Annotated in this window: 18 protein-coding genes and 2 tRNA genes; 5 read left to right on the top strand and 15 right to left on the bottom strand. The window is 62.3% G+C overall.

Features of this window, described 5'->3' with window-relative positions:
- Positions 1 to 252 precede the first annotated feature (252 nt).
- The 5 genes from P3T17_RS03155 to xylA form a co-directional block, all read right to left on the bottom strand.
- Entirely contained in the window at positions 253 to 1,452 is a 1,200-nt protein-coding gene (locus tag P3T17_RS03155) for a sugar ABC transporter permease (RefSeq protein WP_429404656.1), read from the bottom strand.
- Positions 1,449 to 3,008: a D-xylose ABC transporter ATP-binding protein gene (xylG, locus tag P3T17_RS03150; RefSeq protein ID WP_429404655.1), complete on the bottom strand. Its 1,560-nt coding sequence runs from the start codon at positions 3,006 to 3,008 to the stop codon at positions 1,449 to 1,451. Before xylG ends, P3T17_RS03155 begins: the two co-directional genes overlap by 4 nt.
- A gap of 115 nt (positions 3,009 to 3,123) precedes the next feature.
- Positions 3,124 to 4,152 carry a D-xylose ABC transporter substrate-binding protein gene (gene xylF / locus P3T17_RS03145; protein WP_122155180.1) on the bottom strand — a complete coding sequence of 343 codons (1,029 nt, stop codon included), beginning with the start codon at positions 4,150 to 4,152 and terminating at the stop codon, positions 3,124 to 3,126.
- A gap of 279 nt (positions 4,153 to 4,431) precedes the next feature.
- Entirely contained in the window at positions 4,432 to 5,910 is a 1,479-nt protein-coding gene (gene xylB, locus P3T17_RS03140) for a xylulokinase (protein WP_429404653.1), read from the bottom strand.
- Positions 5,911 to 6,078: 168 nt separating this feature from the next.
- Positions 6,079 to 7,401: a xylose isomerase gene (gene xylA / locus P3T17_RS03135; RefSeq protein ID WP_429404650.1), complete on the bottom strand. Its 1,323-nt coding sequence runs from the start codon at positions 7,399 to 7,401 to the stop codon at positions 6,079 to 6,081.
- A gap of 274 nt (positions 7,402 to 7,675) precedes the next feature.
- On the opposite strand from xylA, the gene P3T17_RS03130 reads away from it, so the two are divergent.
- The 4 genes from P3T17_RS03130 to P3T17_RS03115 all read left to right on the top strand — a co-directional run bounded on the left by P3T17_RS03130 (position 7,676) and on the right by P3T17_RS03115 (position 12,638).
- Positions 7,676 to 8,893, top strand: a complete 1,218-nt coding sequence (locus P3T17_RS03130) for a XylR family transcriptional regulator (protein WP_074264241.1) — start codon at positions 7,676 to 7,678, stop codon at positions 8,891 to 8,893.
- Between the two features lie 73 nt (positions 8,894 to 8,966).
- A complete protein-coding gene (locus tag P3T17_RS03125) occupies positions 8,967 to 10,037 on the top strand; it encodes an aldose epimerase family protein (RefSeq protein WP_074264240.1) in 1,071 nt (356 codons plus the stop codon).
- 93 nt (positions 10,038 to 10,130) lie between these two features.
- Positions 10,131 to 10,670 carry a hypothetical protein gene (locus tag P3T17_RS03120; protein WP_429404649.1) on the top strand — a complete coding sequence of 180 codons (540 nt, stop codon included), beginning with the start codon at positions 10,131 to 10,133 and terminating at the stop codon, positions 10,668 to 10,670.
- A 249-nt stretch (positions 10,671 to 10,919) separates the two neighbouring features.
- Positions 10,920 to 12,638, top strand: coding sequence for a fibronectin type III domain-containing protein (locus P3T17_RS03115; RefSeq protein WP_429404647.1), 1,719 nt, complete (start codon positions 10,920 to 10,922; stop codon positions 12,636 to 12,638).
- Positions 12,639 to 12,684: 46 nt separating this feature from the next.
- Here P3T17_RS03115 and P3T17_RS03110 read toward each other — a convergent pair whose 3' ends face one another.
- The 8 genes from P3T17_RS03110 to P3T17_RS03075 form a co-directional block, all read right to left on the bottom strand.
- Complete coding sequence (locus tag P3T17_RS03110) at positions 12,685 to 13,629, bottom strand: AEC family transporter (protein ID WP_074264237.1); 945 nt, start codon at positions 13,627 to 13,629, stop codon at positions 12,685 to 12,687.
- Positions 13,630 to 13,865: 236 nt separating this feature from the next.
- Complete coding sequence (locus tag P3T17_RS03105; protein WP_429404645.1) at positions 13,866 to 15,584, bottom strand: NAD-dependent malic enzyme; 1,719 nt, start codon at positions 15,582 to 15,584, stop codon at positions 13,866 to 13,868.
- 293 nt (positions 15,585 to 15,877) lie between these two features.
- A complete protein-coding gene (locus P3T17_RS03100) occupies positions 15,878 to 17,053 on the bottom strand; it encodes a diguanylate cyclase domain-containing protein (RefSeq protein WP_429404643.1) in 1,176 nt (391 codons plus the stop codon).
- Positions 17,007 to 17,795, bottom strand: a complete 789-nt coding sequence (locus P3T17_RS03095; RefSeq protein WP_429404641.1) for a hypothetical protein — start codon at positions 17,793 to 17,795, stop codon at positions 17,007 to 17,009. Before P3T17_RS03095 ends, P3T17_RS03100 begins: the two co-directional genes overlap by 47 nt.
- A 156-nt stretch (positions 17,796 to 17,951) precedes the next feature.
- Positions 17,952 to 18,665 (bottom strand): hypothetical protein, encoded by a 714-nt coding sequence (locus tag P3T17_RS03090; RefSeq protein ID WP_429404639.1) that lies wholly within the window; start codon positions 18,663 to 18,665, stop codon positions 17,952 to 17,954.
- Between the two features lie 396 nt (positions 18,666 to 19,061).
- Complete coding sequence (locus P3T17_RS03085; RefSeq protein ID WP_429404637.1) at positions 19,062 to 20,576, bottom strand: aldehyde dehydrogenase; 1,515 nt, start codon at positions 20,574 to 20,576, stop codon at positions 19,062 to 19,064.
- Between the two features lie 16 nt (positions 20,577 to 20,592).
- On the bottom strand, positions 20,593 to 21,984 hold the full coding sequence (locus tag P3T17_RS03080) for an MFS transporter (protein WP_429404636.1): 1,392 nt from the start codon (positions 21,982 to 21,984) through the stop codon (positions 20,593 to 20,595).
- Between the two features lie 51 nt (positions 21,985 to 22,035).
- Positions 22,036 to 22,764 (bottom strand): enoyl-CoA hydratase/isomerase family protein, encoded by a 729-nt coding sequence (locus P3T17_RS03075; RefSeq protein WP_429404634.1) that lies wholly within the window; start codon positions 22,762 to 22,764, stop codon positions 22,036 to 22,038.
- 69 nt (positions 22,765 to 22,833) lie between these two features.
- Here P3T17_RS03075 and P3T17_RS03070 point away from each other — a divergent pair, with 69 nt between their 5' ends.
- On the top strand, positions 22,834 to 23,592 hold the full coding sequence (locus tag P3T17_RS03070) for a GntR family transcriptional regulator (protein WP_083611391.1): 759 nt from the start codon (positions 22,834 to 22,836) through the stop codon (positions 23,590 to 23,592).
- 200 nt (positions 23,593 to 23,792) lie between these two features.
- On the opposite strand, the gene P3T17_RS03065 is transcribed toward P3T17_RS03070, so the two are convergent.
- A tRNA-Asp gene (locus P3T17_RS03065) sits at positions 23,793 to 23,869 on the bottom strand.
- A 19-nt stretch (positions 23,870 to 23,888) separates the two neighbouring features.
- Positions 23,889 to 23,964: transfer RNA gene (locus P3T17_RS03060), tRNA-Glu, on the bottom strand.
- Positions 23,965 to 23,973 lie beyond the last annotated feature (9 nt).

Raw genomic sequence — 23,973 nt, 5'->3', positions numbered from 1 at the left:
CGCGCTGGCAATGGCTGTTTGTCCCGAGAACGGGGAAGACCGGCGAAATGACGCAAAAAGCCGCCATGAAAGGCCACTAAGACCGCTTGAGGCGCAGTGATTGCGTGAGCGGCAGGTGCAGAAGTTGACGTTATGCTTACACGCGTATCACCGGCGTTCGCGCGGCACGCCATGCAGACGCCCGGCGCGTGCCGTTCGACAATCCGTTGCACCGCATCATGCTACGCGCACTCGCTATGCCTCATGCGCGTATCACCGCCGGTTCGATCCCGACACCACATCGATCCACACCGCCAGCACGAGGATGCTGCCTTTGACGATCATCTGCCAATAGGCATCCACGTCGAGCATGGACATGCCGTTGTCGAGACTCGCCATCACCAGCGCGCCGATCAAGGCCCCGTACACCGTCCCGGAGCCGCCACGCATCGACGTACCGCCGATAAAGCACGCCGCAATCGCATCGAGCTCGCCCATCGATCCCGCCGAGGGCGAGCCCGCCGCCAGGCGCGCCGTATTGACGATGCCGCCGAACGCGCACATCAGCCCCATCAGCGCGAAAATCGCCAGCTTCACCCGGTTCGTGTTCACGCCTGATAGCCGCGTCGCCTCGAGGTTCGAACCGACGGCATAAATGCGTCGGCCGAACACGGTTTGCGTGGCGATCCACGTAAAGATGCCGAGCAACGCCAGCAGCAACAGCACCGGCACGGGAATGCCGCCGTAGCGGTCGAGCGTCGCCACGAACGCCAGCAGGATCACCCCGGCGCCTACGATCTTCGCCGCGTCCTGCCAGACGGGTACGACTGGCAACTGGTAGCGTTGACGGTTGCGCCGCTGCCGCACGGTCAGGAGCGCCAGCAACGCAAACAGCACGACCGCAAGCGTATCGCCCGCAAACTGCGGCAAATAGCCCTGTCCGACGAACACAAAGCTGTCGGACACCGGTGCGATGGTGGAACCGCCCGTCACGCCGAGCAGAATGCCGCGATACGCCAGCATGCCGCCAAGGCCCACGATAAACGACGGCACGCGCCGGTACGTCGACCACCAGCCGTTGAAGAGTCCCACCAGCACACCGAGCACCATCACCACCGGCGCGGTGACACCGATTGGCCAATGCCGGTTGACGTCGAGAATCGCCGCGACGCCGCCGAGCAGACCGAGCAGCGAGCCCACCGACAAATCGATCTCGCCCGCAATGATGACGAACACCATGCCGCACGCCAGCATCCCGGTGATCGACATCTGCCGCAGCAGATTCGACAGATTGCGCGGCGTGATGAACGCGCCGCTGGTGAGGAACGAGAAAAAGATCCAGATTGCTGCTACCGCGAACAGCAGCGCGAGAATCTTGTAGCGTGCGAACAGTTGCTGCACGCGCTGCGCGCCGCCGAACGAAGCGTTCGCCGCAGCGTCTTTGGGAGGTTGGGAAGTGACGTCGGGAGTCATGCTGCGCTCGCTTCGGTTGGGTTCGTGGTTCGCTGCACCGGACGGATCGCCGCCGTGAGAATATCTTCTTGCGTGAGGCCGTCGTTGATGAAATCGCCTCGCAATTCGCCCTCGCCGATCACCAGCACGCGATCGCTGATGCCCAGTACCTCGGGCATCTCCGACGACACCATCACGATCGACATGCCGCGGTGCGCGAGTTGCACGATCAGTTTGTAGATTTCGTATTTGGCACCGACGTCGACGCCGCGGGTCGGCTCGTCGAGGATCAGCACCTTCGGATCGGTTAGCAGCATGCGGGTAAGCACGGCCTTCTGCTGGTTGCCGCCAGAGAGGCTCGCAATCGACAGCATCGGATGCGCCGCGCGCACCGAGAGCCGCTTCATCTCCGTATGAATGGTGTCGAGCTCGGCCGCCGAATCGATTCGCGCGCCCCTGGCAAAGCGCTGCAACACCGACAGCGTGATGTTGTGCCCCACGCTCAGGTGCGGCACGATGCCGTGGCGCTTGCGATCCTCGGGCACCATGCCGATGCCGGCGCGAATCGCATCGGCCGGTGCGCGTATTTTCAGGGGCTTACCGTCGAGCAGCACCGTTGCCTCGCTCACGCCGGGATAGGCGCCGAAGATCGCCTGCATCAGCTCCGTGCGCCCCGCTCCCACCAGGCCCGCCACGCCGAGTATCTCGCCGCGTCTTAAGGTGAACGACACATCGTCGACCCGTTTGCGGCGCGGATTGGTCACGTCGAAACACGTCACGTGGCGTGCCTCGAAGATCACGTCGCCGAGTGGCCGCGGCTCGCGCGGAAACAGATTGGTAATCTCGCGGCCCACCATCATCGCGATGATGCGGTCGGTGGTCAGCGCGCGCATCGGTTCGGTGGCGACATGCCGGCCATCGCGGATCACGGTAATGGTGTCGCAGACGGCTTCCACTTCGTCGAGCTTGTGCGAGATATACACGCAGGCCACACCGCGCCGCTTCAGATCGCGCACGATGTCCAGCAGAATCTGCGTTTCCGAACTGGTGAGAGACGACGACGGTTCGTCGAGAATCAGCAGCTTCGCACGCTTGTTGAGCGCCTTGGCGATCTCGATCAGCTGTTGATGGCCGCCGCCGTAGTTCATCACCGGCTGCGCCACATTGATGCCTTCGATATGCAGCTCGCGCAGCAGTTCGTCGGCGCGCTGGAACATCGCGGCGTAGTTCATGCGGCCGCCCGGCAACGTGATCTCATTGCCAAGAAAGATGTTCTCCGCCACCGAGAGCTCCGGCACCAGCATCAACTCCTGGTGGATGATCACGATCCCGGCGCGCTCCGTGTCGCGCACGTTCATGGCCTTCAGCGGCTGCCCTTCCCAGAGGATCTCGCCATCCCAAGTGCCGTACGGATAGACCCCGGACAGCACCTTCATCAGCGTCGATTTGCCCGCGCCGTTCTCGCCGCACAGGCCGACGCATTCGCCCGGCGACACGGCCAGATCGATACCGTCCAGAGCCTTCACGCCGGAAAACGCTTTGACGATGCCGTGCATCGCCAGCAAAGATTGCGTCATTCGCTTTTGCCTCGCTGCAAAGCGCGCGACGACGCGGTTGCGCTCAACACGCAACAGGCGCCATCGCGCGCGGTCCCGCTTATGGGCCCATTCATTGGCCCACTCATTGACCTGCTTACTGGCTCGCGAGCTGCGCCTGAGTGTAGAAGCCGTCCTTTATGACGACATCCACATTGCTCTTGGTCAACAGCGTCGGCTGTAGCAGAATGGTGTCGACCTTCTTCTTGCCGTTGTCGTACTGCGCGTTGTAGGCAGGCTTGTCGCCCTTCGCGAGTTGCACGGCAAGGTTCGCGGCCTGGCTGGCGATCAGCTTGAGCGGCTTGTAGACGGTCATCGTCTGCGTGCCGTCAATCAGACGCCTGACGGCTGCGAGGTCCGCGTCCTGGCCCGATACCGGCACCTTGCCAGCCATGTGCTGCGCTGCCAGCGCCTGGATCGCACCGCCCGCCGTGCCGTCGTTCGACGCCACCACGGCATCGATCTTGTTGTTGTTCGCGGTCAGCGCATCTTCCATGATGCGCAGGGCCGTGGACGCACTCCACTCCGGCACCCACTGCTGACCGACCACCTTGATATCGCCGCGGTCGATAGCAGGTTTGAGGATCTTCATCTGACCTTCACGCAGCATCTTGGCGTTGTTGTCCGTGGGCGCACCTCCGAGCATGAAGTAGTTGCCCTTCGGTTGCGCGTTGTAGACGCCCTGGGCCTGCAATTCGCCGACCTTCTCGTTGTCGAACGAGATGTAGGCGTCGATATCGGCATCGAGAATCAGCCGGTCGTACGACACGACCTTGATGCCTGCCTTCTTCGCTTCGGCCACCACATTGCCGAGCGTCTTCGAATTGAACGGCACGATCACGATCACATCGACGCCGCGCGAGATCAGGTTTTCGATCTGCGAGATCTGCCGCTCTTCACTCGCATCGGCTGACTGAACCGAGACCTTGGCGCCGAGTTTTTCGGCTGCGGCCACGAAATAATCGCGGTCGCGCGACCAGCGTTCGACGCGCAGGTCGTCGATACAGAAACCGATTTCCGGATGATCCTTGCTTGCATGCGCCAGCGGTGCAGCGAGCGACAAACTGGCGAGCACGGCTCCGCACACCAGTGAACTCAAAACGGAACGACGCGTTGAAAATTTCATGTCTCACTCCTCTCTTTTATAACCGGCAACACCGGGCTAACGGCCTGCGCGGCGAACCGCGCGGCCGGATACACGACTAACGATGGACTACCCCTTAGTACCCCTTACCGGCGCGGCCATTGCGGCTGCGCATTGCTTTAAGCTCTTCTATTCGACGTCCTGGCGGGCGACGTTTTCACCAAGGCGACGCTTCCCTCCGCGAGATCTCACCGGGCAACACCTCACCGCGCGACGTCTCGCCGCGACCAGGCATCAGACATGAGACTCAGGCGCTCCGCACTACGCGTCTGCGGCAAACACAGGCTCAAGTGCCCGGTACAGCGCATGAAACGTCGGACGACGTTCATTGCGATACCACGCGTGACGCACCATGTCAGGTTCACGTACGGCGAGAATTTCCGGCGTCGGGCAGATAGCCTCAAGCGGCGCACCAGGTTCGAGCGCCAGATGCGCAAGCCGTGCCGCGCCCAGCGCCGGCCCAACCTCACCGCCCGCACGCAAGGTCAGCGGACGCCCGGAGACATCCGCCAGCATCTGGGTCCAGTAAGCGCTGCGCGAGCCGCCACCGATTACCGAAATATCGTCAGGCACGAGACCGGCAGCGTGCAGTGCATCCATGCCGTCGAGCAAGGCAAAGCCGACGCCTTCGAGCGTGGCGTTCGCCAGATCCGCACGGCTGGTCTGCGGCGCGAGGCCATAGAACACGCCCTTCGCGTTGACGTTGTTGTGCGGCGTGCGCTCGCCGGTCAGATACGGCAGAAACCACGGCCGCCGGTCGCGTGCCTGAGCTTCGGCATCGGCGAGCAGTGCGGCCACATCGGCGTAGCCCGTCAGTTGTGCAGTGAAATCGAGGCAACCGGCAGCGTTGAGCATCACCGACATCAGATGCCAGGTCTGCGGCAAGGCATGACAGAAGCTATGGACTGCTGACGCAGGGTTGGCGAGGAAGCCGTCGGAGACCGCGAAATACACACCGGATGTGCCGAGCGAAAGCATCGCCTGCTTCGGCTTGACGATACCCACGCCCACGGCACCGGCCGCGTTGTCGCCGCCGCCTGCGATCACGGGAATCTCACCGAGTCCCCATTCGCGTGCGAGTTCGGCTTTGAGCGTGCCCGTCACGCGGTTGCCTTCGAACACTTCGGGCATCTGCTCACGCGTGAGTCCGCAGGCGGACAGCAACGCGCCGCTATAGTCGCGCTGCGCCACATCGAGCCAGAGCGTACCTGCAGCATCGGAAGGATCGGTGGCGAAGCCGCCGGTCAGGCAATAGCGCAGATAGTCTTTCGGCAGAAGCACCTTGGCGATGCGGGAAAAAATCTCTGGTTCGTGTTTGCGGACCCAGAGCAGTTTGGGCGCCGTGAACCCTGGCATGGCAAGATTTCCTGCCACCGTTCGAAGTTGCGGCACGGCTGTTTCGAGTTCGCGGCATTCGGCATCCGAACGTCCGTCGTTCCATAGAATCGCCGGTCGCAATACGTCGCCTTGCGCGTCGAGCAGCGTTGCGCCGTGCATCTGGCCCGTCAGACCGAGTGCCTCGATCTGCGTTGCGCCAATCCCGGCGGCGCGCGCCTGTTCGAGCAGATCGCCAACCGCCGCCCTGGTGGCATTCCACCAGTCGTGCGGATCCTGTTCAGACCAGCGCGGCTGTGGCCGGCTGACGGTCAGCGCGTGCGCCGCCGTGCAGCGTACGCGGCCATCGCGGTCGAGTAGCACGGCCTTGACGCCTGACGTGCCGAGGTCGATACCGATGAACATGTCTCCATCCTCGTTTTGCGCCAGTATGCGCAATCGCCAACGGCTGCGCGATTGCGAAACTGGCCAGTCGTCCTAACGTTTTTTCATGCCCATCGAGTGGGCTCTGCGTGTTCCACGTCATCGCGCACGGCACGGCGCTTTAACGCAGCGCCACGCCGCGTCGCGCGCTCAGCGCAGACCGTAGACAGCCTGGTTGACGATGTTTTCCAGCCGCTCCTGCTGGCCGCTCGCGTGCTGCGGGTTGACCCCGCGGCCGACCGCGTCGCCAGCAAGCTCCGACAGCGAATAGCCGCCAGAAAGGATTTTGCGGCCGAACTCCGTCTCCCAGCCGGCGTAACGCTCGCGCTTGAACTTTTCGAGCCGGTCGTTTTCGATCAGCACGGCAGCCCGCTCGACCGCGAGCGCGAGGTTGTCGATCGCGCCGATATGCCCGAAGAACAAGTCTTCCGCATCGACGCTCTGACGCCGCACCTTGGAGTCGAAGTTCATCCCGCCGGTCGAAAAACCGCCGTGCCGGAGGATTTCATAAAGCGCGAGCGTCAGTTCCTCGACGCTATTCGGAAACTGGTCTGTGTCCCAGCCGTTTTGCGGATCCCCGCGGTTGGCATCCACGCTGCCGAAAATGCCGAGTGCAAACGCCGTGGCGATCTCGTGATGGAACGAGTGCCCCGCCAGCGTCGCATGATTGGCCTCGATATTGACGCGGATCTCGTTCTGCAGGCCGTATTGCGTGAGAAACCCATGCACGGCGGCGACGTCGTAATCGTATTGATGCTTGGTCGGCTCCTGCGGCTTCGGCTCGATGAGCAGCGTACCCTTGAAGCCGATCTTGTGCTTATGCTCGACCACCATGTTGAGAAACCGCGCAAACTGATCGCGCTCGCGCACCAGGTCGGTATTGAGTAGCGTGTCGTAGCCTTCGCGGCCGCCCCACAGCACATAGTTCTCTCCGCCGAGCCGTTGCGTGGCGTCGAGCGCATGGCGTACCTGGGTGGCGGCAAACGCAAACACATCGGGGTTCGGGCTGGTTGCCGCGCCGCCCGCATAGCGCGGATGTGAGAACAGGTTGGCCGTGCCCCACAGAAGCTTGACGCCGGTATCCTGCTGCTTGCGCGCCAGATAGTCGCTGATGCGCGTGAAATTCTCGCTGTACTCCTTGATGCTCGCGCCTTCCGGAGCCACGTCGGTATCATGGAATGTATAGTAAGGGGTACCGAGCTTCGAGAAGAACTCGAACGCGGCGTCGGCCTTCTGATGCGCGCGCTCCATGGCGTCGCCGGGCTGCTGCCACGGACGCACGAAGGTGCCCTGCCCGAAGATATCGACACCCGGCCATACGAACGTATGCCAGTAGCACACGGCAATGCGCAGATGCTCTTCGAGCGTCTTGCCGAGCACACGTTTAGTGCGGTCGTAGTGATGGAAAGCGAGCGGATTGTCCGATTGCGGACCTTCGTAGCGAACGGCGGGAATGTGTTCGAAGTAGGACATGAGTGTCTCCATTAATTGTTGCAGTGCAACCCGTGCGGCAGCGCCTGGCCGGGTTCGACAAGCTGTCGCCATGCTGCCGCGCGCGGCCTGTGCCCGCAATTGCGAAATTGCGCAGCATGGTTAATGTTTCTCACCGCCCGCGCTATTGGCGTGCACACGCAATGCAATCCGGGCCTAAAATAACCGGACACTTAAAAACCGGCTCGGCCAGGCTAGCCGCGCCCCATATGGAGACAATGGCCCGCCGGCTCGCCACGCCGCCGCGCCATCGACGATGACCCGCCCCCAGACGCCGCAAAGACCCCATCGGATCGCGCTGCTGTTCAACGCGAACAAGGTGTATGACCGCCAGATCATTAGCGGCATTGGCAATTACCTGCTCTCCACCCGCGTTGCGTGGGACCTGTTTCTCGAAGAAGACTTTCGCTGCCGGCTGACAGGCATCGAGCGCTTCGACGGCGACGGCATCATCGCGGACTTCGACGACCCCGCAGTCTGCGAAGCGCTGCGCGGCTGCCCGCTGCCGGTGGTGGCGGTCGGTTCGTCGTACGAGGACGAGACGCACTACCCGCCCGAACTGCCCTACATCGCGACGGATAACACCCAGCTCGTCTCGCTCGCCTATACCCATCTGATCGGTGCGGGCTTGCCGCACTTCGCGCTCTATAGCCTGCCGCAGGCGCCGGAGAACCGCTGGGCGCAGCAGCGCGAGCTGGCCTTCGTCAGCCTGCGCGCCGCCGAAGGCCGCAGCGCCGAGGAGATCGACGACGAGATCTACCGTGGCCTGTCCACCAGCGCACCGTCGTGGAACCAGGCCATCGAACAGCTCACGGGCTGGCTCGAAAAACTGCCCAAACCGGTCGGCATCATCGCGGTCAGCGACGCCCGCGCACGGCAACTGCTGCAGGCCTGCCTGACCGCCGGGATAGCCGTGCCCGAACAGGTCTCGATCATCGGCATCGACAACGATCCGCTGAGCCGCACTCTCACACGCATTCCGCTGTCGTCCGTGATTCAGGGCACCGAGGAAATGGGTCGCACTGCCGCTCACCTGCTGCATCAGATGCTGCACGGCGCGCGCTTTCCGGGCCGGCGCATCCGCGTGCCGCCGGTCGGTATCAACGTGCTCGAATCGACCCGTCACCAGCCGCTTACGAGCCCTTATGTGATGCGCGCGCGGCACTTTATCCGCCAGTACGGTTGCCAGGGTATCCGCACCGAACAGGTGGCCGATTACGTCGGCGTGTCGCGCTCGTCGCTCGAAGAATATTTTCGGCGCGAATTGCAATGTACAGTGCATCAGGAGATCCTGCGTCACAAGCTCGATGCCGCCAAGGCGATGCTCGCGAGACGCGACGCCTCGAGCGCGGAGGTTGCGATCCGTTGCGGCTTTACGTCCTTGCAGTACATGTATGCGGTGTTTCGCCGTGAGCTCGGCTGCACGCCCCGGGAATATCAGGAACGTACCAGGTCCGCGGCTGCACCAGGCTAGGCACAGTCACACCGGCGTATGCTCTGCGTGCGCTTTTGAAATCCCGCTTTCGCAATCTTTTTCTCTCGCCGATATGATCAGTCACGCACGCTTCTCGACCGAACCCTGGGGCAATGTGCCCGGCGGCGACCCGGTCCAGCTCTTCACGCTGCGCAATGCGCATGGCATGAAGGTCAGTATCAGCGACCTGGGCGCGACCCTCGTGTCGTGGCATGCGCCGGACCGCGCCGGCCGGCTCGGCGATATCCTGCTCGGCCACGATACGCCCGCCGAGTACCTGGCCTCCACAACTTACATGGGCGGCCTGATCGGGCGCTGGGCCAACCGCATCGAGGCGGCACGCTTCGCGCTGGACGGCATCGAGTACACGCTCGACCGCAACGAGGGCAACAATCTGCTGCATGGAGGCAGTACCGGCTTCAATCGCCTGTGCTGGGAGGCGGCCGAGGACAACGGCTCGCTCGTCATGCGACTTGAATCGCCTGAGGGCGATGCGGGCTTTCCGGGCCACGTGAGCGTTCAGGTCCGCTACACGCTCGATGACGAGGGCACGTTGACGATCGCCTACGAAGCCATCACCGACGCACCCACGCCGCTCAACCTGACGAGCCACGGCTATTTCAATCTGACCGGCCAAGCCGCCGCCGACGTCCGCGGTCATGTGGTCTCGATCGACGCCGAAGCTTTTTTCGAGGTCGACGCGCAGATGATTCCCACGCGCCGCGCAGAGGTTGCCGGCAATGCATTCGATTTCCGCCAGAGCGCGCCGATCGGTGCGCGCCTGGATTGGCCGAATACCCAGCTCGCACTCGCAGCTGGCTTTGACCATTGTTACGTACTGCCTGAAGTCAAAGACAGCACGCGGCCGGTTCGCGAGGTGGCACGTGTCTACGAGCCCGCGAGCGGACGCGAGCTCAGCGTCCTGACCGATCAATGGGGCCTGCAGTTTTATACCGGCAATCACCTCGAAGGCGAGCAAGGCCGCGGCGGCCACACCTATTCGAAGTACGCCGGACTTTGCCTCGAAGCAGGCGGCTTTCCCAATCAGATCAATATGGCCGACAACGCACAGGTGGTGCTACGGCCCGGCATGGAATACCGCCATGTCACGCAATATCGCGTCGGCGTGCGCACCGGCGTCTAAGCGGTTTCTCCTGATCGGCTAGCCGATTTCAAGCTTTAAATAGGCGTGATAGAGTCCTGCGGTGCCGTCGCTCTGGCGGCCATCGCAAAGCGATTGACTGCGCGCTTTCAGTTAAAGCAAAGGAGAACCAAAATTTACAAGAGCCTTAAAGCCGTTGTTGCTGCAACGGTTTCTCTCATCTCCCTGGGCGCCTTCGCGGGCAACGTCGGCGGTGCCAGCAGCAACCTGCAGTCCGCTAACACGGTCAACGTGACTGGCGCGTCGAATTCGAACAATGGCGGCGAGAAGAAGGACCGTGAGACGCTGTCGATCGCCGTAGTCGATAACAACGGGCCGGTCGCCGATGCGAAATGCGTATTGACTAACAGCAAGGGCGACTGGTCAGTCACCGCTCCGGATAGCGTCGACGTGCGCCGCTCGGACTCGGATCTGCAGATCAAATGCGAGAAGTCAGGCTACGACCCCGTCACGACGACGATCAAGGCGGCGACCACGCAGATTCCGCGCCCGCAATTTCACTTCGCAGCAGGTAACAGCGACGATGGCGATAGCGACGACGCCATGATTACGGTGCCGCAGTATGCGCCGTCGATCACCGTGACGTTTGGCAGCAAGCAGGCTAACGCCAACTAAAAGCTTCGCCTGAAGGGTTGGCGCCGGGCCGCATGTCCGGCGTCAATGTGCACATCAGTGGTCGATCCGCAGATGTCGCACGCGTGGTGCCGGCAGCGCTGTCACAACACGGAAAGACAGTTCTGCGAATAATGTGGTTGCGGTTGCGCGCTTCGAGTCACGGCAAGCCGCGCTGGACTGCTGCCTATGCAGTCCGGCCAGTGATGCCGTCCGCGCGCTGTCCTCCCAACCCACAGGCCGAGCACCGACATGTCGAACAAGAACTCCCCCGCTGCCCATCTCGCTTCCGACACCGCTTCCAGCACGTCCCGCCCCGCCGATGTCCTCGCGGCCGTCTCGCGCCGTGGCTTCCTCAAGCTCGCAGGCGCTTCCGGACTGGCGGGCGCCACCGGCAGCTTCGCCGCTACGGGCAAGGCTGCCACGACGAATCCGGACGGCACGCCCGAGCAGATTCATCTGACCTGGGGCAGCGATCCGACGAGCGAGGTGGTGGTCTCGTGGGCCTCGCTTGCCACGGCGTCCAACCCCCGGGTGCAGTTCGGCGCCGCAGGCGAGGCACAGCAAACCGTGCACGGCGTGCAACGCATTTATACGGATGGCATAAACGGCGCTACGGTGTTCACATATCACGCCCGCCTGCGCGGCCTCAAGCCAGCGAACACTTATCAGTACACGGTCACGGCCGACAACGACAGCAACGCCGCACAACCGTTCACCGCGAGCTTCCAGACGGCGCCGCGCGGACGCACGCCGTTTCGCTGGACCACCTACGGGGATCTCGCCACACCCAACACCCAATGGGTACTCTCGTATCCGCAAAGCCGTTTTGCCGTGCAGGCCGTCGAACGCTTCCAGCCGCTGTTCCATCTGCTCAACGGCGATCTCTGCTACGCGAACCTGAACCCGACGCATCAACCCGACGTGTGGCGCGACTTCGGCAACAACTGCCAGAGCTCGGCGGCCAATCGTCCGTGGATGCCGTGTCCGGGCAATCACGAACTCGAATTCAATAACGGTCCGCAAGGTCTCGCCTCGTATCTGACGCGTTACACGTTGCCGGAGAACGGCACGCAGTTTGCCGGTCACTGGTACAGCTTTCGCGTGAGTTCGGTACTGTTTATCTCGCTCGATGCTGACGACGTGGTCTATCAGGACGCAGCGGCCTTCGTGGCGGGTCCTGATCCGCTGGTGCCGGTGGCCAGCACAGGTCATGCGCCGATCGAAGCGGGCACGTCGCTCTACGTGCGTGGGTACAGCAAGGGTATCCAGACCCGTTGGCTCGAAGAGACGCTGCGTCATGCATCGGAAGATCACGAGATCGACTGGATCGTCGTGCAGATGCACCAGGACGCGCTGACTTCGTCGAAGACCGGCAATGGTTCCGACAAGGGCATTCGCGAGGCGTGGCTGCCGCTATTCGACCGTTACGGTGTCGACCTCGTGGTATGCGGGCATGACCACGACTACGAACGCAGCTATCCTGTGCGCGGCTGCAACCATAACGCCGGCGTGGATGCGACCACGGGCGCCGTGGTGGATACGCTGCAACCGCGTCCCGTGCCGCAGGCAGATCCGGCCAGCACTACTTTCGATACCAGCCATGGCACGATCCACCTGATCCTCGGCGGCGGCGGCACGAGCGCACCACTCGATGTCTATGGCGAAGACAACACGAACGGTTTGCCGCAAGCGAAGGTCTTCACCAGGCCGAACCGTCCCATCCCAGGCACGACTGCGAACACGTTCGTGCGCAACCCCGCCGATGCGCTGGAAGATGCGATCTGGTCGGCGCAACGCGATACGGGAACGGGTTATGGCATTGCCGTGTTCGATCACGATCCGGGCGAGCACGGCGGCACGACGATCATCACGATGAACTACTATCACGCGCCGGGTGCGGATCAGACGCCTACGGCCAACTACACGCTGTTCGAAACCATCACGCTGAGCAAGAAGCGGCGCGCTTAGGCCGTTTGCTGCTGGCCGCATCGGTGTGCCGGCGCGGCGGTGTCGCTCAGAAGAAGTAGGCGATCAGCAGTCCTTCGATAAGGACACCCAGGATCGTACTGATCAGGATCGTCGAAGTGGCGTCGGCCGTATACGTATTGCTCTTGAGCGCGAACATGGCGGCCGCGGTAGCAGTCGGCACGGCGCCGGTGATCACGGCCTGGTGCGCGGGCGCCCCGACCACGCCGAACAGCACCGCGCCGAGCGCCATGATCAACGGCTGCAGGAAGTTCTTGATGCCGAGATTGGCGAGGACGTTGGCGTTAATCTTGAAACGCTCGCCATACAGCATCAGTCCGAGCGCAAAGAGCGAGGTGCCTCCCGCGGCCTTGGCGATCAGATCGATCGACGTGAGCACGGGACCGGGCAACGTGACATGGGCGAAGCTGAGCACCATGCCGGAGATCGGCAGCCAGACGATCGGATTGATCACCGCACGCGCAATGCTCTGGCCAAAAATGCGCAGGATATCCGGCCGCTGCCCCTCATTCTCGCCAGTGCCACCGAGGTTCGTAAGGACGATGGTCAGCGGCAGCATGAAGATGCTGGTGATGAGATTGCCGACCAGCACCGCCAGAAATCCTTCGGGCCCGAACACCGCGGCCAGAATCGGCGCCCCGAAATACGCCATATCGGGGAAGGCGCACACCAGCGCCTGCATCGTTGCCGTACGCAGGTCGTGTTTGAACACGAAGCGCCCCACCGCAAGAGCGATCAGGTAGGTGCCCATCAAACCTAGCGTCAGACACAGCGCAAAACCCACGTTGTGCAGCTTTTCGGGCGATGTCTTCACGGCGCCTTCAAACAGCGCGAACGGTAGCGCGAAGCGGATCACGAGTGTCGCCAGCACGCCGGCATCGTCATGCTTCAGCAGACGGATCCGGGCCGAGAGCCAGCCTAGCATGATGACAAATGCAACCGGCAGCAAGCCATTGAGAATCGTGTCGACCACAGCGTGGCTCCTGTTGTTGTGTGGCCTGTTGTACGGCCTGGTTATTCGATCAGGGTTATGGTCCGTTGTGCGACTCGCGCCGCGTGCCTCGCGGTTACGCCAAAGCACACACGCAGACATCCACCGGGCGGCCCCGTGTAGGGGCACGCTCTTCGGCACACCTTGCTGCACCGAGCGGCCAGGTGTCTACCTCGCGGAAGCTTCAGAGCCGCCTTGTGGACACCCACGCAGCCGGCTTACGGCGTACTGCCGTCGATACGGTTATAAGGCACGTAGTGAGGTGTCCATACCTTGTTACGGATCAGACCGTCTATCTGATCCGTTTCGACGCCCTGGGTCAGCCCTTCCTTGTGCGCCTGTAGCGCCACTGCAAGCGCAACCGTGATCGACACTTCGCGCAAAGAGGTCACCGGCGGCAGCAGGTTTTTGTTGGGATCGTTACGGGCCGGCGAAGCCGCAGCAAGCGCTTTCGCCGCCGCCATGAACATCTGGTCGCTCACACGTGAAGCCTTGACCGCGATAGCGCCCAGACCGACGCCCGGGAAGATATAGGAGTTGTTGGTCTGATCGACCTTGAACTTGGCGCCATTGCGCTCGATCGGCGGGAACGGACTGCCCGTGCCGATGACGGCCCGGCCATCGGTCCAGGTCTGCAGATCTTCCGGCGTCGCTTCCGCGCGCGAGGTGGGATTCGAGAGCGGAAAGATCACGGGACGCTTGTTGATTTCGGCCATCGCCCGGACCACCGGTTCGGAGAACGCCCCAGCCTGCCCCGACACGCCGATCAGCACCGTCGGCTTCGCATTGCGCACCACGTCGAGCAAGGCGACGCGGTCCGGATGATCGAGCTTCCAGTCGGCAATCGCCGCCTTGTCCTGCAGAAACGGTTGCTGGAACGACGCGATGCCGTCCATGCCTTCAACCAGCAGGCCATCGCGATCGACCATGAAAAAGCGTTTGCCGGCCTCGCTATCCGACAGGCCGGCATCGGTCATCGCCTTGCGGATCAGACTCGCAATGCCGCAACCGGCCGAGCCCGCGCCCATCACGGCAATGCGTTGTTCCGTCAACGGCACGCCGGTGACATTGACCGCCGCGAGCAGTGTGCCGGTCGCCACTGCCGCAGTGCCCTGCACGTCGTCATTGAACGTACACAGACGATCGCGGTAGCGTTCGAGCATGCGCGTTGCGTTGTTCTTAGCGAAGTCTTCCCATTGCAGCAGCACATGCGGCCAGCGCTTTGCGACGGCGCTCACGAAGGCCTCGATAAAATCATCGTACTCCTCACCGCGGACGCGCTCGTGACGCCAGCCGATGTACAGCGGATCATTCAGGCAGTCGGGATTGTCCGTGCCGACGTCGAGCATGATGGGCAGCGTCGTCGCAGGATGAAGACCGCCGCAGCCGGTATAGAGCGCCAGTTTGCCGATCGGGATGCCCATGCCGCCCGCGCCCTGATCGCCGAGACCGAGAATGCGCTCGCCATCCGTTACGACGATGGCCTCGACCTTGTCGAAGCGCGGGTGGGCAAGGATCTCCTCGATGCGGTTCTTGTGCGGCATGCTCAAAAACAGGCCACGAGGCTTGCGGAACAGACGGCTGAATTGCTGGCAACCGGCGCCGACCGTCGGCGTGTAAACGACGGGCAACATCTCTTCGAGGTTCTGCACCAGCAACGCGAAAAACAGCGTTTCGTTGGTATCCTGCAGATCGCGCAGGAACGCGTAGCGCTCAAGGTCCGTCCCAAATGCACGCAACACCTGCAGACGTCGCGACACCTGCTCTTCGAGGGTGCCGATAGTGGGCGGCAAGAGTCCGTGCAGATCGAAGCTGTCCCGCTCCGCCTCGCTGAACGCGGTGCCCTTGTTCAACAGCGGGTCGGCGAGCAGTTCATAACCGGAACGCGAAGTGTCGAGGGACGCGGCGTCCGCCTCGGTCGTCGATACCTGGGGCATGGCAAATCTCCTGGGAAGCGATGGGATCAGCAACGACAGTCTGGCTGCAGTCCATCCGGGTTGCGCTGAGGTTGCACTGTCAGAGTGGGGCTTGTCACAAGGTCGACATGGAACGTACCCGCATCGCAAGCGGAATGACCGTAATCAGTCTAGGCGGTGAAAGCGCCGGTGTCTGTCAATTTCACGCGAAATTTGTGATTCCGCACGGTGGCCGCACCACGGGCCTCTCGCCGATCGGCAGCGTCACCCTCTCGATACCTTCGGACAGATTCGCGCAGCCGATGCCGCGTGGATCAAAGTGCCTCGGAACGCTCGACGGGCAGCGCGAAAGCGTAGCCGTTCTTGCCGTTGCGTTTGACCTGATACATCGTCTCGTCCGCAGCGGCGAGCAGATGACGGTAGTCTTCGACAGGTTGCGGAAAGCTTGCGATGCCGATGCTGGCGCTGACAAAGCCGATCCGCATCTGCTCGCCCGTATCGATGACACAGGCGATCAGGCGCTCCGCAATCGAGCCGAGTTCAGCGTCCATGGAAAAGCCGCGCACCAGCACGGCGAACTCGTCACCGCCGATTCTCGCCACCACATCGACCGGACGAACCGACTTGCGAAAGCGCCGTGCTACGGCGATCAGGAATTCATCGCCGGTGCGGTGACCGCGCGAATCGTTGACCTGTTTGAAGCCGTCCAGATCGATATATAGAACGGCAAGCGTGTGCCCGAGTGGATCACTCCTCGCTACCGGCGGGGTTCGCGCAAGCGTGTCAAACAGATGACGCCGGTTTGGCAGCCCGGTCAGCGGATCGTGCAATGCGGCGAACTCGAAACGGTGCGACTCGCGTGCCAGTTGCCGCGTGCGCTTCGCGTACATGCCGAGCGCCGTGACCAGCGCGCTGAAGATCAGCGCCGACAACACCATCAGTGTTCTCGCGACATGCGAGATCCGCGTGTGCAGATCCGCGCTGACGAGATCGCGCCGCGTGCGCCAGTAGGCCGACTGCGAGCGCAACAAGGCATCCGTATCGTCGAAGTTGGCGTCGGGCGAGAGTGCCCTCTGAGAGATGTGCGGCGCGCCCGCCGGATCCACGTTCACGATCGCAGCGACGGACGCGAGACGGGCTGCAAGACCGATACGCGCATTTCGATAGTCCTGCGGCTCCGCGTTGCTGTCTCCACTATCTCCGGTTAGCGGCTGGCGAGCAGTGGCGAGATCGCGCGCGCTTTCGGCGCGTCCGAGAGCGTCGAGAACCAGCCCCGTATATTCCTGCTTCAACTGATCGGAGAAGATGGCCTTGATCTGCACCGCAAGCAGGAGGAGCCCGGCCAGCAGGCACAGCAAGGCAATCCCCGCCAGCGCAGCCGGCCCCCAGCCGAAGCGAACCGTAAAGGCCGGCTTGCTTGCGGCAGGCGCTGCAAGGCGCGGCTCACGAGTGGGCGTAGAGGTCCTGGTCCTGCTGGCTTCCGTTGCCATGCTGCCGATAGTTTCCACGATGAAAATACGATTCCATGCGTGCTAGCAAGCCGGTATTCGGCTTGGCGCGCACCAGCGGACGATGCCGGATCTGCTTCACACTACCGCTCGTCATCGTGGGCCGTGCGCTGCTTGCATGCGGCGCGAGGGCATCGGAGGAAGGCGTGTCGCTTGAATCGGGCTGGGCGGGTAAAGCCGAAGGGGGTGGCGCTGTTTCATCCGCGTCGGCTAGCGTGGTCTGAGAGTCCGCGGACGGTGCAGCTGCGCCTACCCGACCTGACCACGTTGTTGGCGTCTGCACTGGTGCGGCTGTTGTGGTGGTCATGGCGGTCGTCGGGGTCGCCGAAAGCGGCGGGTCCGGCACGAAAGCAGCGGCGGCCGATAGCATCTGTTCCGGAGGTGCGGCTGTGAGCGTGGCTGGGACCGTGGCCGCGACACGCGTCGAGAGCGCCTGTTGCGCCGTAGCCATCGCTCGCGTATAGGCGCGCTGATCCTGATCGAACCAGACGCCATACGCGACCGTGGCCGCAACGCCCACCGTCAGCGCACTCGCCGACGCAGCCCAGAGCGCGAGGCGCCCAAACCGCGCAGGCGGCATGGCGTACATGGGATCGAGGTCAGGATCGAAGCGTTGACTGAAGTCTTGCCCAGAATCTCCAGGGGGACCGTCCGCGCGACTATCCACGGGACGCTCCGCAGGGCTATCCGCCCCCGATTCTGGTGGTCCGGTATGCTTGGCCATGGCGATAAACTCCGAACCCGTCGTCGACATCGCGACAGATTGTGTTCTGACGAGCGCGCAACATTGCTACTGTAGTCCCTCGGCGCATGAAATTCATCCACTGATAGCGATAGCCGTGGGATGGCCGTAGACCAGCAGTTAGCGTGCCCGCGCGCCTTATTGCGCTTCGCGCTTCCGGCACAGCATGATGCGGCGGGAATTGAACCAGCGGGGCAAACCCGGCCAGGGTTGATTCACCGCTTGTTCTATATCGAAGCTTTCGGCAAGCGAACGGCGAAACGCCTTGAATCTGAAACGCACTCCGCCTGTCTGGCGCGAGAGCTTCGCGACCCGGCCGGACTCTCTTACGCCCGGCTCGTCGGCCCGGCGCGCTTCTGCCATGCGTTTGCGCGAGACGGTTGCGCGCCCGTAACCGACGGGCACGCGCACGATGAAATATCCGTTCGGTTTCAGCACCCGATTTGCCTCGGCGAACAGACAACCGCACTCCAGTTCGCTGAGATGGTCACACGTATCCATAACGGTCAAGGTGTCGAGCGAGCCCGCTTCGAGCAAGCGGATGGAGCGGACATAGCGGCGGCCGCCGAATTCCGGTGAACCATATAGTTCGCGGCCGAAGGCGTGCAGATCAGGGCGCCGTTGCGGCGAGTCGTCTACATAACCGAGTTGCTGACCGCAGCCCACCATCAGTGCGTCGTGACAGTCGAGAAAGCTGGTGATCCTGAGCGCAAAATCGATTCCCTCAAATGCGTTTTGCTCTCCGGACAGCCAGTAATGGAATGTTTCACGATCGATGGGGGCCGGTTCGGCCAGATCGACGGAAACGGGTTCCGCTACATCGTCCTTGAGCACTGTTTGCGCTTCCGACATATTTCACACTCCATTTACCCACACCCGACCATACTCGGTTGCTAACCCGGTCAATGCAACCGCGTACGCCAGGCAGTAAACGTCAAGACACTGGCGCATATCGACGAAACGGTAATCTGTTCTCCTGGTCTCGCAGATGGGTAAAAAACGTCGCGCCAATTATGTGCACACAATGGATGTGCTTAATCATTTCTTAAGTATGTGTGCCCACTTTTGTGCACGATCGATCGCGGTGAAAGAGAGGCGGAAGGATCGTAAGCAAGCTGGGGCCGCCGCCAGGCGACCTGGTATACATGCAAAATGCCGCGCGGTGCTCGAGGGCGCCGCGCGGCATTTGATCAAGGGATCAATTGTCGATTATCTAGCCTGAAACCTAAGCACTACTTTGCATATTCATCAATTGAGCCGCTTCAGCTGGCCATCGTCCGCATACCAGTCGACTGTCGTACCGCTTGTGTTGACCGTCACGGCCCGCGGTTCGCTGAACTGGTCGAACGATTCGATGCCGGTCTCGCGCCCTACCCCACTGTTCTTGAAGCCGCCCCACGGCGAAGCTGGGTCCAGACGATGGTGATCGTTGATCCAGACCATGCCGAAGATGAGCTTGCTCGCCACACGGTGAGCACGTGCCACATCCTGTGTCCAAACCGAAGCAGCGAGTCCGAACTGCGTGTCGTTGGCGATGCGCAGTGCGTCCGCCTCGTCCTTGAACGGCATGATCACCGTGACCGGCCCGAACACTTCGCCTTGACCGAGTTCAGACTTCGGGTCGACGTCATAGAACGCGGTGGGCTCGAGATAGAAGCCCTCGTCGCGCAGGTGCGCCGGAATACCGCCGCCGCTCAGCACTTTCGCGCCTTCCGCGATTCCTCGCTCCAGCATCGCAAGGATGCGCGTGCGCGAACGCGCCGAGATCACCGGACCGAGTTGTGTGTTGATGTCGGCCGGATCGCCGACGCGGATCGATGCGACCTTCGCCTTGAATTTCTCGAGGAACGCTGCATAGATCGTTTCCTGAACCAGAATGCGCGCGCCGCATACGCAGGTCTGTCCCGCACCGATAAACGCCGCGAACGCGGCGCCATTCACCGCGCGATCGAGGTCCATGTCGTCGAACAGCATGACCGCCCCCTTGCCGCCCAGCTCGAGCGTCGTCAAAGCGAAAGTCTGCGCAGCCGCTTCACCGATAGAACGCCCCACTTCCGTACCGCCGGTGAACACCACCTTGGCAATCAGCGGATGACGCGCCAGCGCCGCGCCCGCTTCCTTGCCCTCGCCGTTCACCACATTCACCACGCCGTCCGGAACGCCGGCCTGCTGCAACAGTTCGACGAGCCGCACGGTCGTGAGCGGGGTCTGTTCCGAGGCCTTGATGACCACGCTATTGCCGGTCGCAAGCGCTGGGGCGAGACTCTTCGACAGAATCATCAACGGATGGTTGAACGACGTCATCAACGCACACACGCCGAGCGGCACGCGCTGGGTATAGCAGAGATACGGGCCTTCGATAGGGATCACGTCGCTGCGACGCGTCAACGCAAGTGCCGCGAAATAGCGGTAGAACTGCGGCAAGCGCGAAATCTGCGCACGCGTTTCGACGAGCGGACGCCCGTTGTTGAGCGTTTCGAGCTTGTAGAAATTCCCCAGATCCGCTTCGAACAGATCTGCAAAGCGGTTCAGCACGCGGGCACGTTGCTGGACCGAAAGATCGCGCCATACGCCACTTTCGAAGGCCGTGTGTGCGCCTTGCACCGCGCGATCCACGTCTTCTGCCGATGCCGCTGCGAGCTGCCCGATCACCGCGCCGTTGGCCGGGTTGATGATATCCATGGTCTTGCCCGAAGCCGCATCGACGAACTTGCCGTCGATGAACAGCTGTGCGTTCAGGTATTGCTTGTTCACTGCATCCATTCCAGATTCTCCGTATTTACTTAAGCGGGGACACCCGCGCATCCGCACCGACCTCGTGGCGCGCAGTCGCGCCGCTCGGCTGAATATCTTCGAGGCGCTGGCCCGTCGACTCGACGCCAAGCGCTCCCACCACCACGATCTGAATCGCCAGCAAGCCGATCATCAAGGCCAATACGCCGATCACACCGTAGTGCGCGAACAGGGCGACCACGATGAATGGCGTGATGATCGTCGCCCCGCGGCCAAGGGTGTTGCAAATACCGGACGCGCGCAGCCGGACTTCGGTCGGAAAGAGCTCCGGAACGTAGATGGCAAACAGTAGCGCGACCAGCACATAGATGGGAATCACGAGCAGCAATCCGACGATAGGCAGTAGCACTTCATTGCTCACGAACGGATAGATCGAGCCGAACACGATGGCGAATAGCGACGCGCCGATAATGGTTTTCTTGCGGCCCAGCCGGTCGGCGGTCAACGCGCCGAAACCCGAACCGAGCGGCGCACCCAGCGACATCACGAGCGCGAACCCGAACGACTTTGCGATGCTGAAGCCCTGATGCACGAAGAAGGTCGGCAGCCACGTCACGAAGCCGTACAGCAGCGTGTTGATGACGATCAGCGTCACGCAGCCGACGATCATCCGCGGGAGCATGACGCCGCTGAACAGCGAGCCGAGTTCGCGCGACGGTGCGATGAGCGGCCTCTGCACCGGCACAGGCAGTGGCGCGTTGCAGTGCTCGGCTTTCACCTCGGCTTCGATTGCCGACAGAATCGCTTCGGCTTCCTTATCATGTCCAGCGGACTCGAGCCAACGCGGCGACTCCGGTAACGACTTGCGCGCATACCATACGCCGATCGCACCGATCCCGCCGAGCACGAACATGCCGCGCCAGCCGAGCACGGGAATCAGCAGGAGTCCGATCAACCCTGCGACTGGCAGTCCGGATACCACGAAGACGGCCATCAAGCCCTGCAGCTTGCCCCGCGATGCGGGCGGAGCGAACTCCGTGAGCGTCGAATAGCCGACCACGTTTTCCGCGCCGAGACCGAGCCCCATCACGAAGCGGCAGGCGATCAGCACGATCATGTTCGGCGCGAGCGCGGCGCCAAGCGATGCCACGCCGAACACCATCAGGTTGGTCTGGTAGGTGAAGCGCCGGCCGTACCGATCGCCTAGAAAGCCCGTTGCCAATGAGCCGAGCATCATGCCAAGGAAGGTCAGCGACACGAACAGCGCGTTCTGTCCGAGCGTCGAAAAGCCGCTTTTCAGCGTGGCGCCCAGCACCGTCGACGCCACATAGATATCGAAGCCGTCGAAAAACATGCCGATGCCGATCAGCCACATGATGCGGCGATGAAAACCCGACATCGGCAAGCGGTCGAGCCGCGCCCCTGCGTTCACACTCATTTCCGTCTCCTGCAGACCTGCCTGGCCTGTCGAATGGGTTGGCGCAACGGCCTACTTGCCCTGCAGACGCAGCGCTGCGACCGTCAACGTTTCGGTGGCGCAGCGGAAGTTGTGTTCGATCGTACTTTCCTGTGCGGACTGGAAGAACGCCTTGCACTGGCGGGCGCCCGTGTCGTCGAGTGCGAGGACACGCTCGGCGAGCGCTTCGGCTTCGGCCTGCAGCAATTCTCCGGGGACCACGCGGGTGACGAGGCCTGCGGTAAGCGCAGCTTCGGGTGTGATTTCATCGCCGAACAGGACCATCGGGAACACGTGCTTGGGTAACGAGTAGCTGCCGAGATAGGCCATGATCGCGGCGGGCGGCAGACCTTTCCTCATCTCAGGAAACGCGAGACTCGCGCTGCTCGATACCAGCGTGAAATCGCACAGGATGGCGAGGCCCAGGCCAAAACCGAAGGCATTGCCCTGCACTTCGGCAATGGTGATCAGCGACGACGCCCGCAGCAGACGCTTCAACTCGATCAGTCGCGAGACTTCCTGATGGATTGACACCGCATCGCGTCCGGCCCGCTCGCGGCCGGTGCAAAAGACCTCGCCACGCGCGCGAATGCGCAACACCCGGGCGGCCGGCATGACGGCTTCTGCCCGCAAGACGGCAATCATCGCGTCGAACATCGGCGCCGTGACTTCATTGCCCGCTTCCGGATTGTTCAGCGTAAAGGTAAGAACCGGCCCCGTCCGATCGATCAGGACCGGCTGCGGCAGAGATGCGTTATCCAAAATAGTCTCCTCGCGACTAGCTTGCTGTATAATCTGTATACAGCGTATTCAGCCTATACCGGGATGTCAATGACTTCGTCGACGAAAAGTAAATTGCGGGAATCAGCGGTAGCGACACCGGAGCAAGCGCTCGATGCGATCGGCCGTAAATATCACTCGCGCATGCGCACCGTGGATGCGCCAAGCGATTCATTGAGCGACGGCGTCGTCGTGCCGGCGTTGCGCGAGGCGATCGTTGAAGGCGTGCTCGCGCCTGGCAGCAGGCTTTCCGAGGTGCAGGTCGCGAAGCAGCTGAACGTGAGCCGCACGCCTATGCGCGAAGCGTTTGCGCAGCTCGAGCGTGAAGGGCTGGTTACGGTGGTGGCGCGGGTTGGTGCGTTTGTTCGGTCGGTGTCGCTGCGTGACGTGGCAGAGATTTACCGGGTGCGTATGGCGCTCGAATGCCTGGCGGTGCAGCTTGCCGCTGAGCGGATCACGGCGCTCGGCCGCGCGCAACTCGAGGATGTAACGGACGCCATGCAGGCAAGTCTCGCGGCAAACGATCCCGCAAGCTATGTCGATGGTCTCGACCGCTTCTACGCGATCGTCATGACGCTCGCCGACAACCGTACGCTGCAGGCGACCCACGCGAGCCTGATTGGCCCCGTGCGGCGTTTGCGGCGCATCGCGATGTCGCGTGGTGGCCGCATGCGCGTGTCGTGCGAGCTGGCAGTAAAGATCAAGAACGCGATCGTCTCGGGCGATCCGATCGTTCAGGACCTGATGCGCGAACAGTTGCGTGGCGCCTGTGAAGCGGCGACCGATGTGCTGAAGGAAAGCGAAGTGTAGTTTGCTTACTGTTAGGATTACCTGGTAATTCGTACAAGCGAATTGTGCCGGCCATCAAGCCCATCAACAACGTTGAGACTCAGCCGGACAAACCACACGACGAACTGGAAAGTTACTTCGGACGATGAGCGCAGAACCCCTATTCACAAGGCCCTGCGCTATCTGTTTGAACAGTTCCGAACGGAACGTTTTGAGCAATCTGGCGGAGCGGACGGGACTCGAACCCGCGACCCCCGGCGTGACAGGCCGGTATTCTAACCAACTGAACTACCGCTCCAGATTTTGTACGCCGTCTTTGGCGTCCCCTAGGGGATTCGAACCCCTGTACTCACCGTGAAAGGGTGATGTCCTAGGCCTCTAGACGAAGGGGACAACGTACGC

Origin of the sequence: Paraburkholderia sp. GAS82 (genome assembly GCF_050436285.1) — a bacterium.
GTDB classification, from domain to species: Bacteria; Pseudomonadota; Gammaproteobacteria; order Burkholderiales; family Burkholderiaceae; genus Paraburkholderia; species Paraburkholderia phenazinium_B.
Note: the sequence above shows the minus strand (reverse complement) of the source record. Positions and strands in the feature narration are given on the sequence as shown.

Coding starts and splice junctions, on each gene's coding strand:
- P3T17_RS03100 (WP_429404643.1), bottom strand. CDS start 17,053: ATGGCAACGGAAGCCAGCAGGACCAGGACCTCTACGCCCACTCGTGAG.
- P3T17_RS03085 (WP_429404637.1), bottom strand. CDS start 20,576: ATGGATGCAGTGAACAAGCAATACCTGAACGCACAGCTGTTCATCGAC.
- P3T17_RS03155 (WP_429404656.1), bottom strand. CDS start 1,452: ATGACTCCCGACGTCACTTCCCAACCTCCCAAAGACGCTGCGGCGAAC.
- xylA (WP_429404650.1), bottom strand. CDS start 7,401: ATGTCCTACTTCGAACACATTCCCGCCGTTCGCTACGAAGGTCCGCAA.
- xylF (WP_122155180.1), bottom strand. CDS start 4,152: ATGAAATTTTCAACGCGTCGTTCCGTTTTGAGTTCACTGGTGTGCGGA.
- P3T17_RS03090 (WP_429404639.1), bottom strand. CDS start 18,665: ATGTCGGAAGCGCAAACAGTGCTCAAGGACGATGTAGCGGAACCCGTT.
- P3T17_RS03115 (WP_429404647.1), top strand. CDS start 10,920: ATGTCGAACAAGAACTCCCCCGCTGCCCATCTCGCTTCCGACACCGCT.
- xylG (WP_429404655.1), bottom strand. CDS start 3,008: ATGACGCAATCTTTGCTGGCGATGCACGGCATCGTCAAAGCGTTTTCC.
- xylB (WP_429404653.1), bottom strand. CDS start 5,910: ATGTTCATCGGTATCGACCTCGGCACGTCAGGCGTCAAGGCCGTGCTA.
- P3T17_RS03125 (WP_074264240.1), top strand. CDS start 8,967: ATGATCAGTCACGCACGCTTCTCGACCGAACCCTGGGGCAATGTGCCC.
- P3T17_RS03070 (WP_083611391.1), top strand. CDS start 22,834: ATGACTTCGTCGACGAAAAGTAAATTGCGGGAATCAGCGGTAGCGACA.
- P3T17_RS03105 (WP_429404645.1), bottom strand. CDS start 15,584: ATGCCCCAGGTATCGACGACCGAGGCGGACGCCGCGTCCCTCGACACT.
- P3T17_RS03130 (WP_074264241.1), top strand. CDS start 7,676: ATGACCCGCCCCCAGACGCCGCAAAGACCCCATCGGATCGCGCTGCTG.
- P3T17_RS03080 (WP_429404636.1), bottom strand. CDS start 21,984: ATGAGTGTGAACGCAGGGGCGCGGCTCGACCGCTTGCCGATGTCGGGT.
- P3T17_RS03095 (WP_429404641.1), bottom strand. CDS start 17,795: ATGGCCAAGCATACCGGACCACCAGAATCGGGGGCGGATAGCCCTGCG.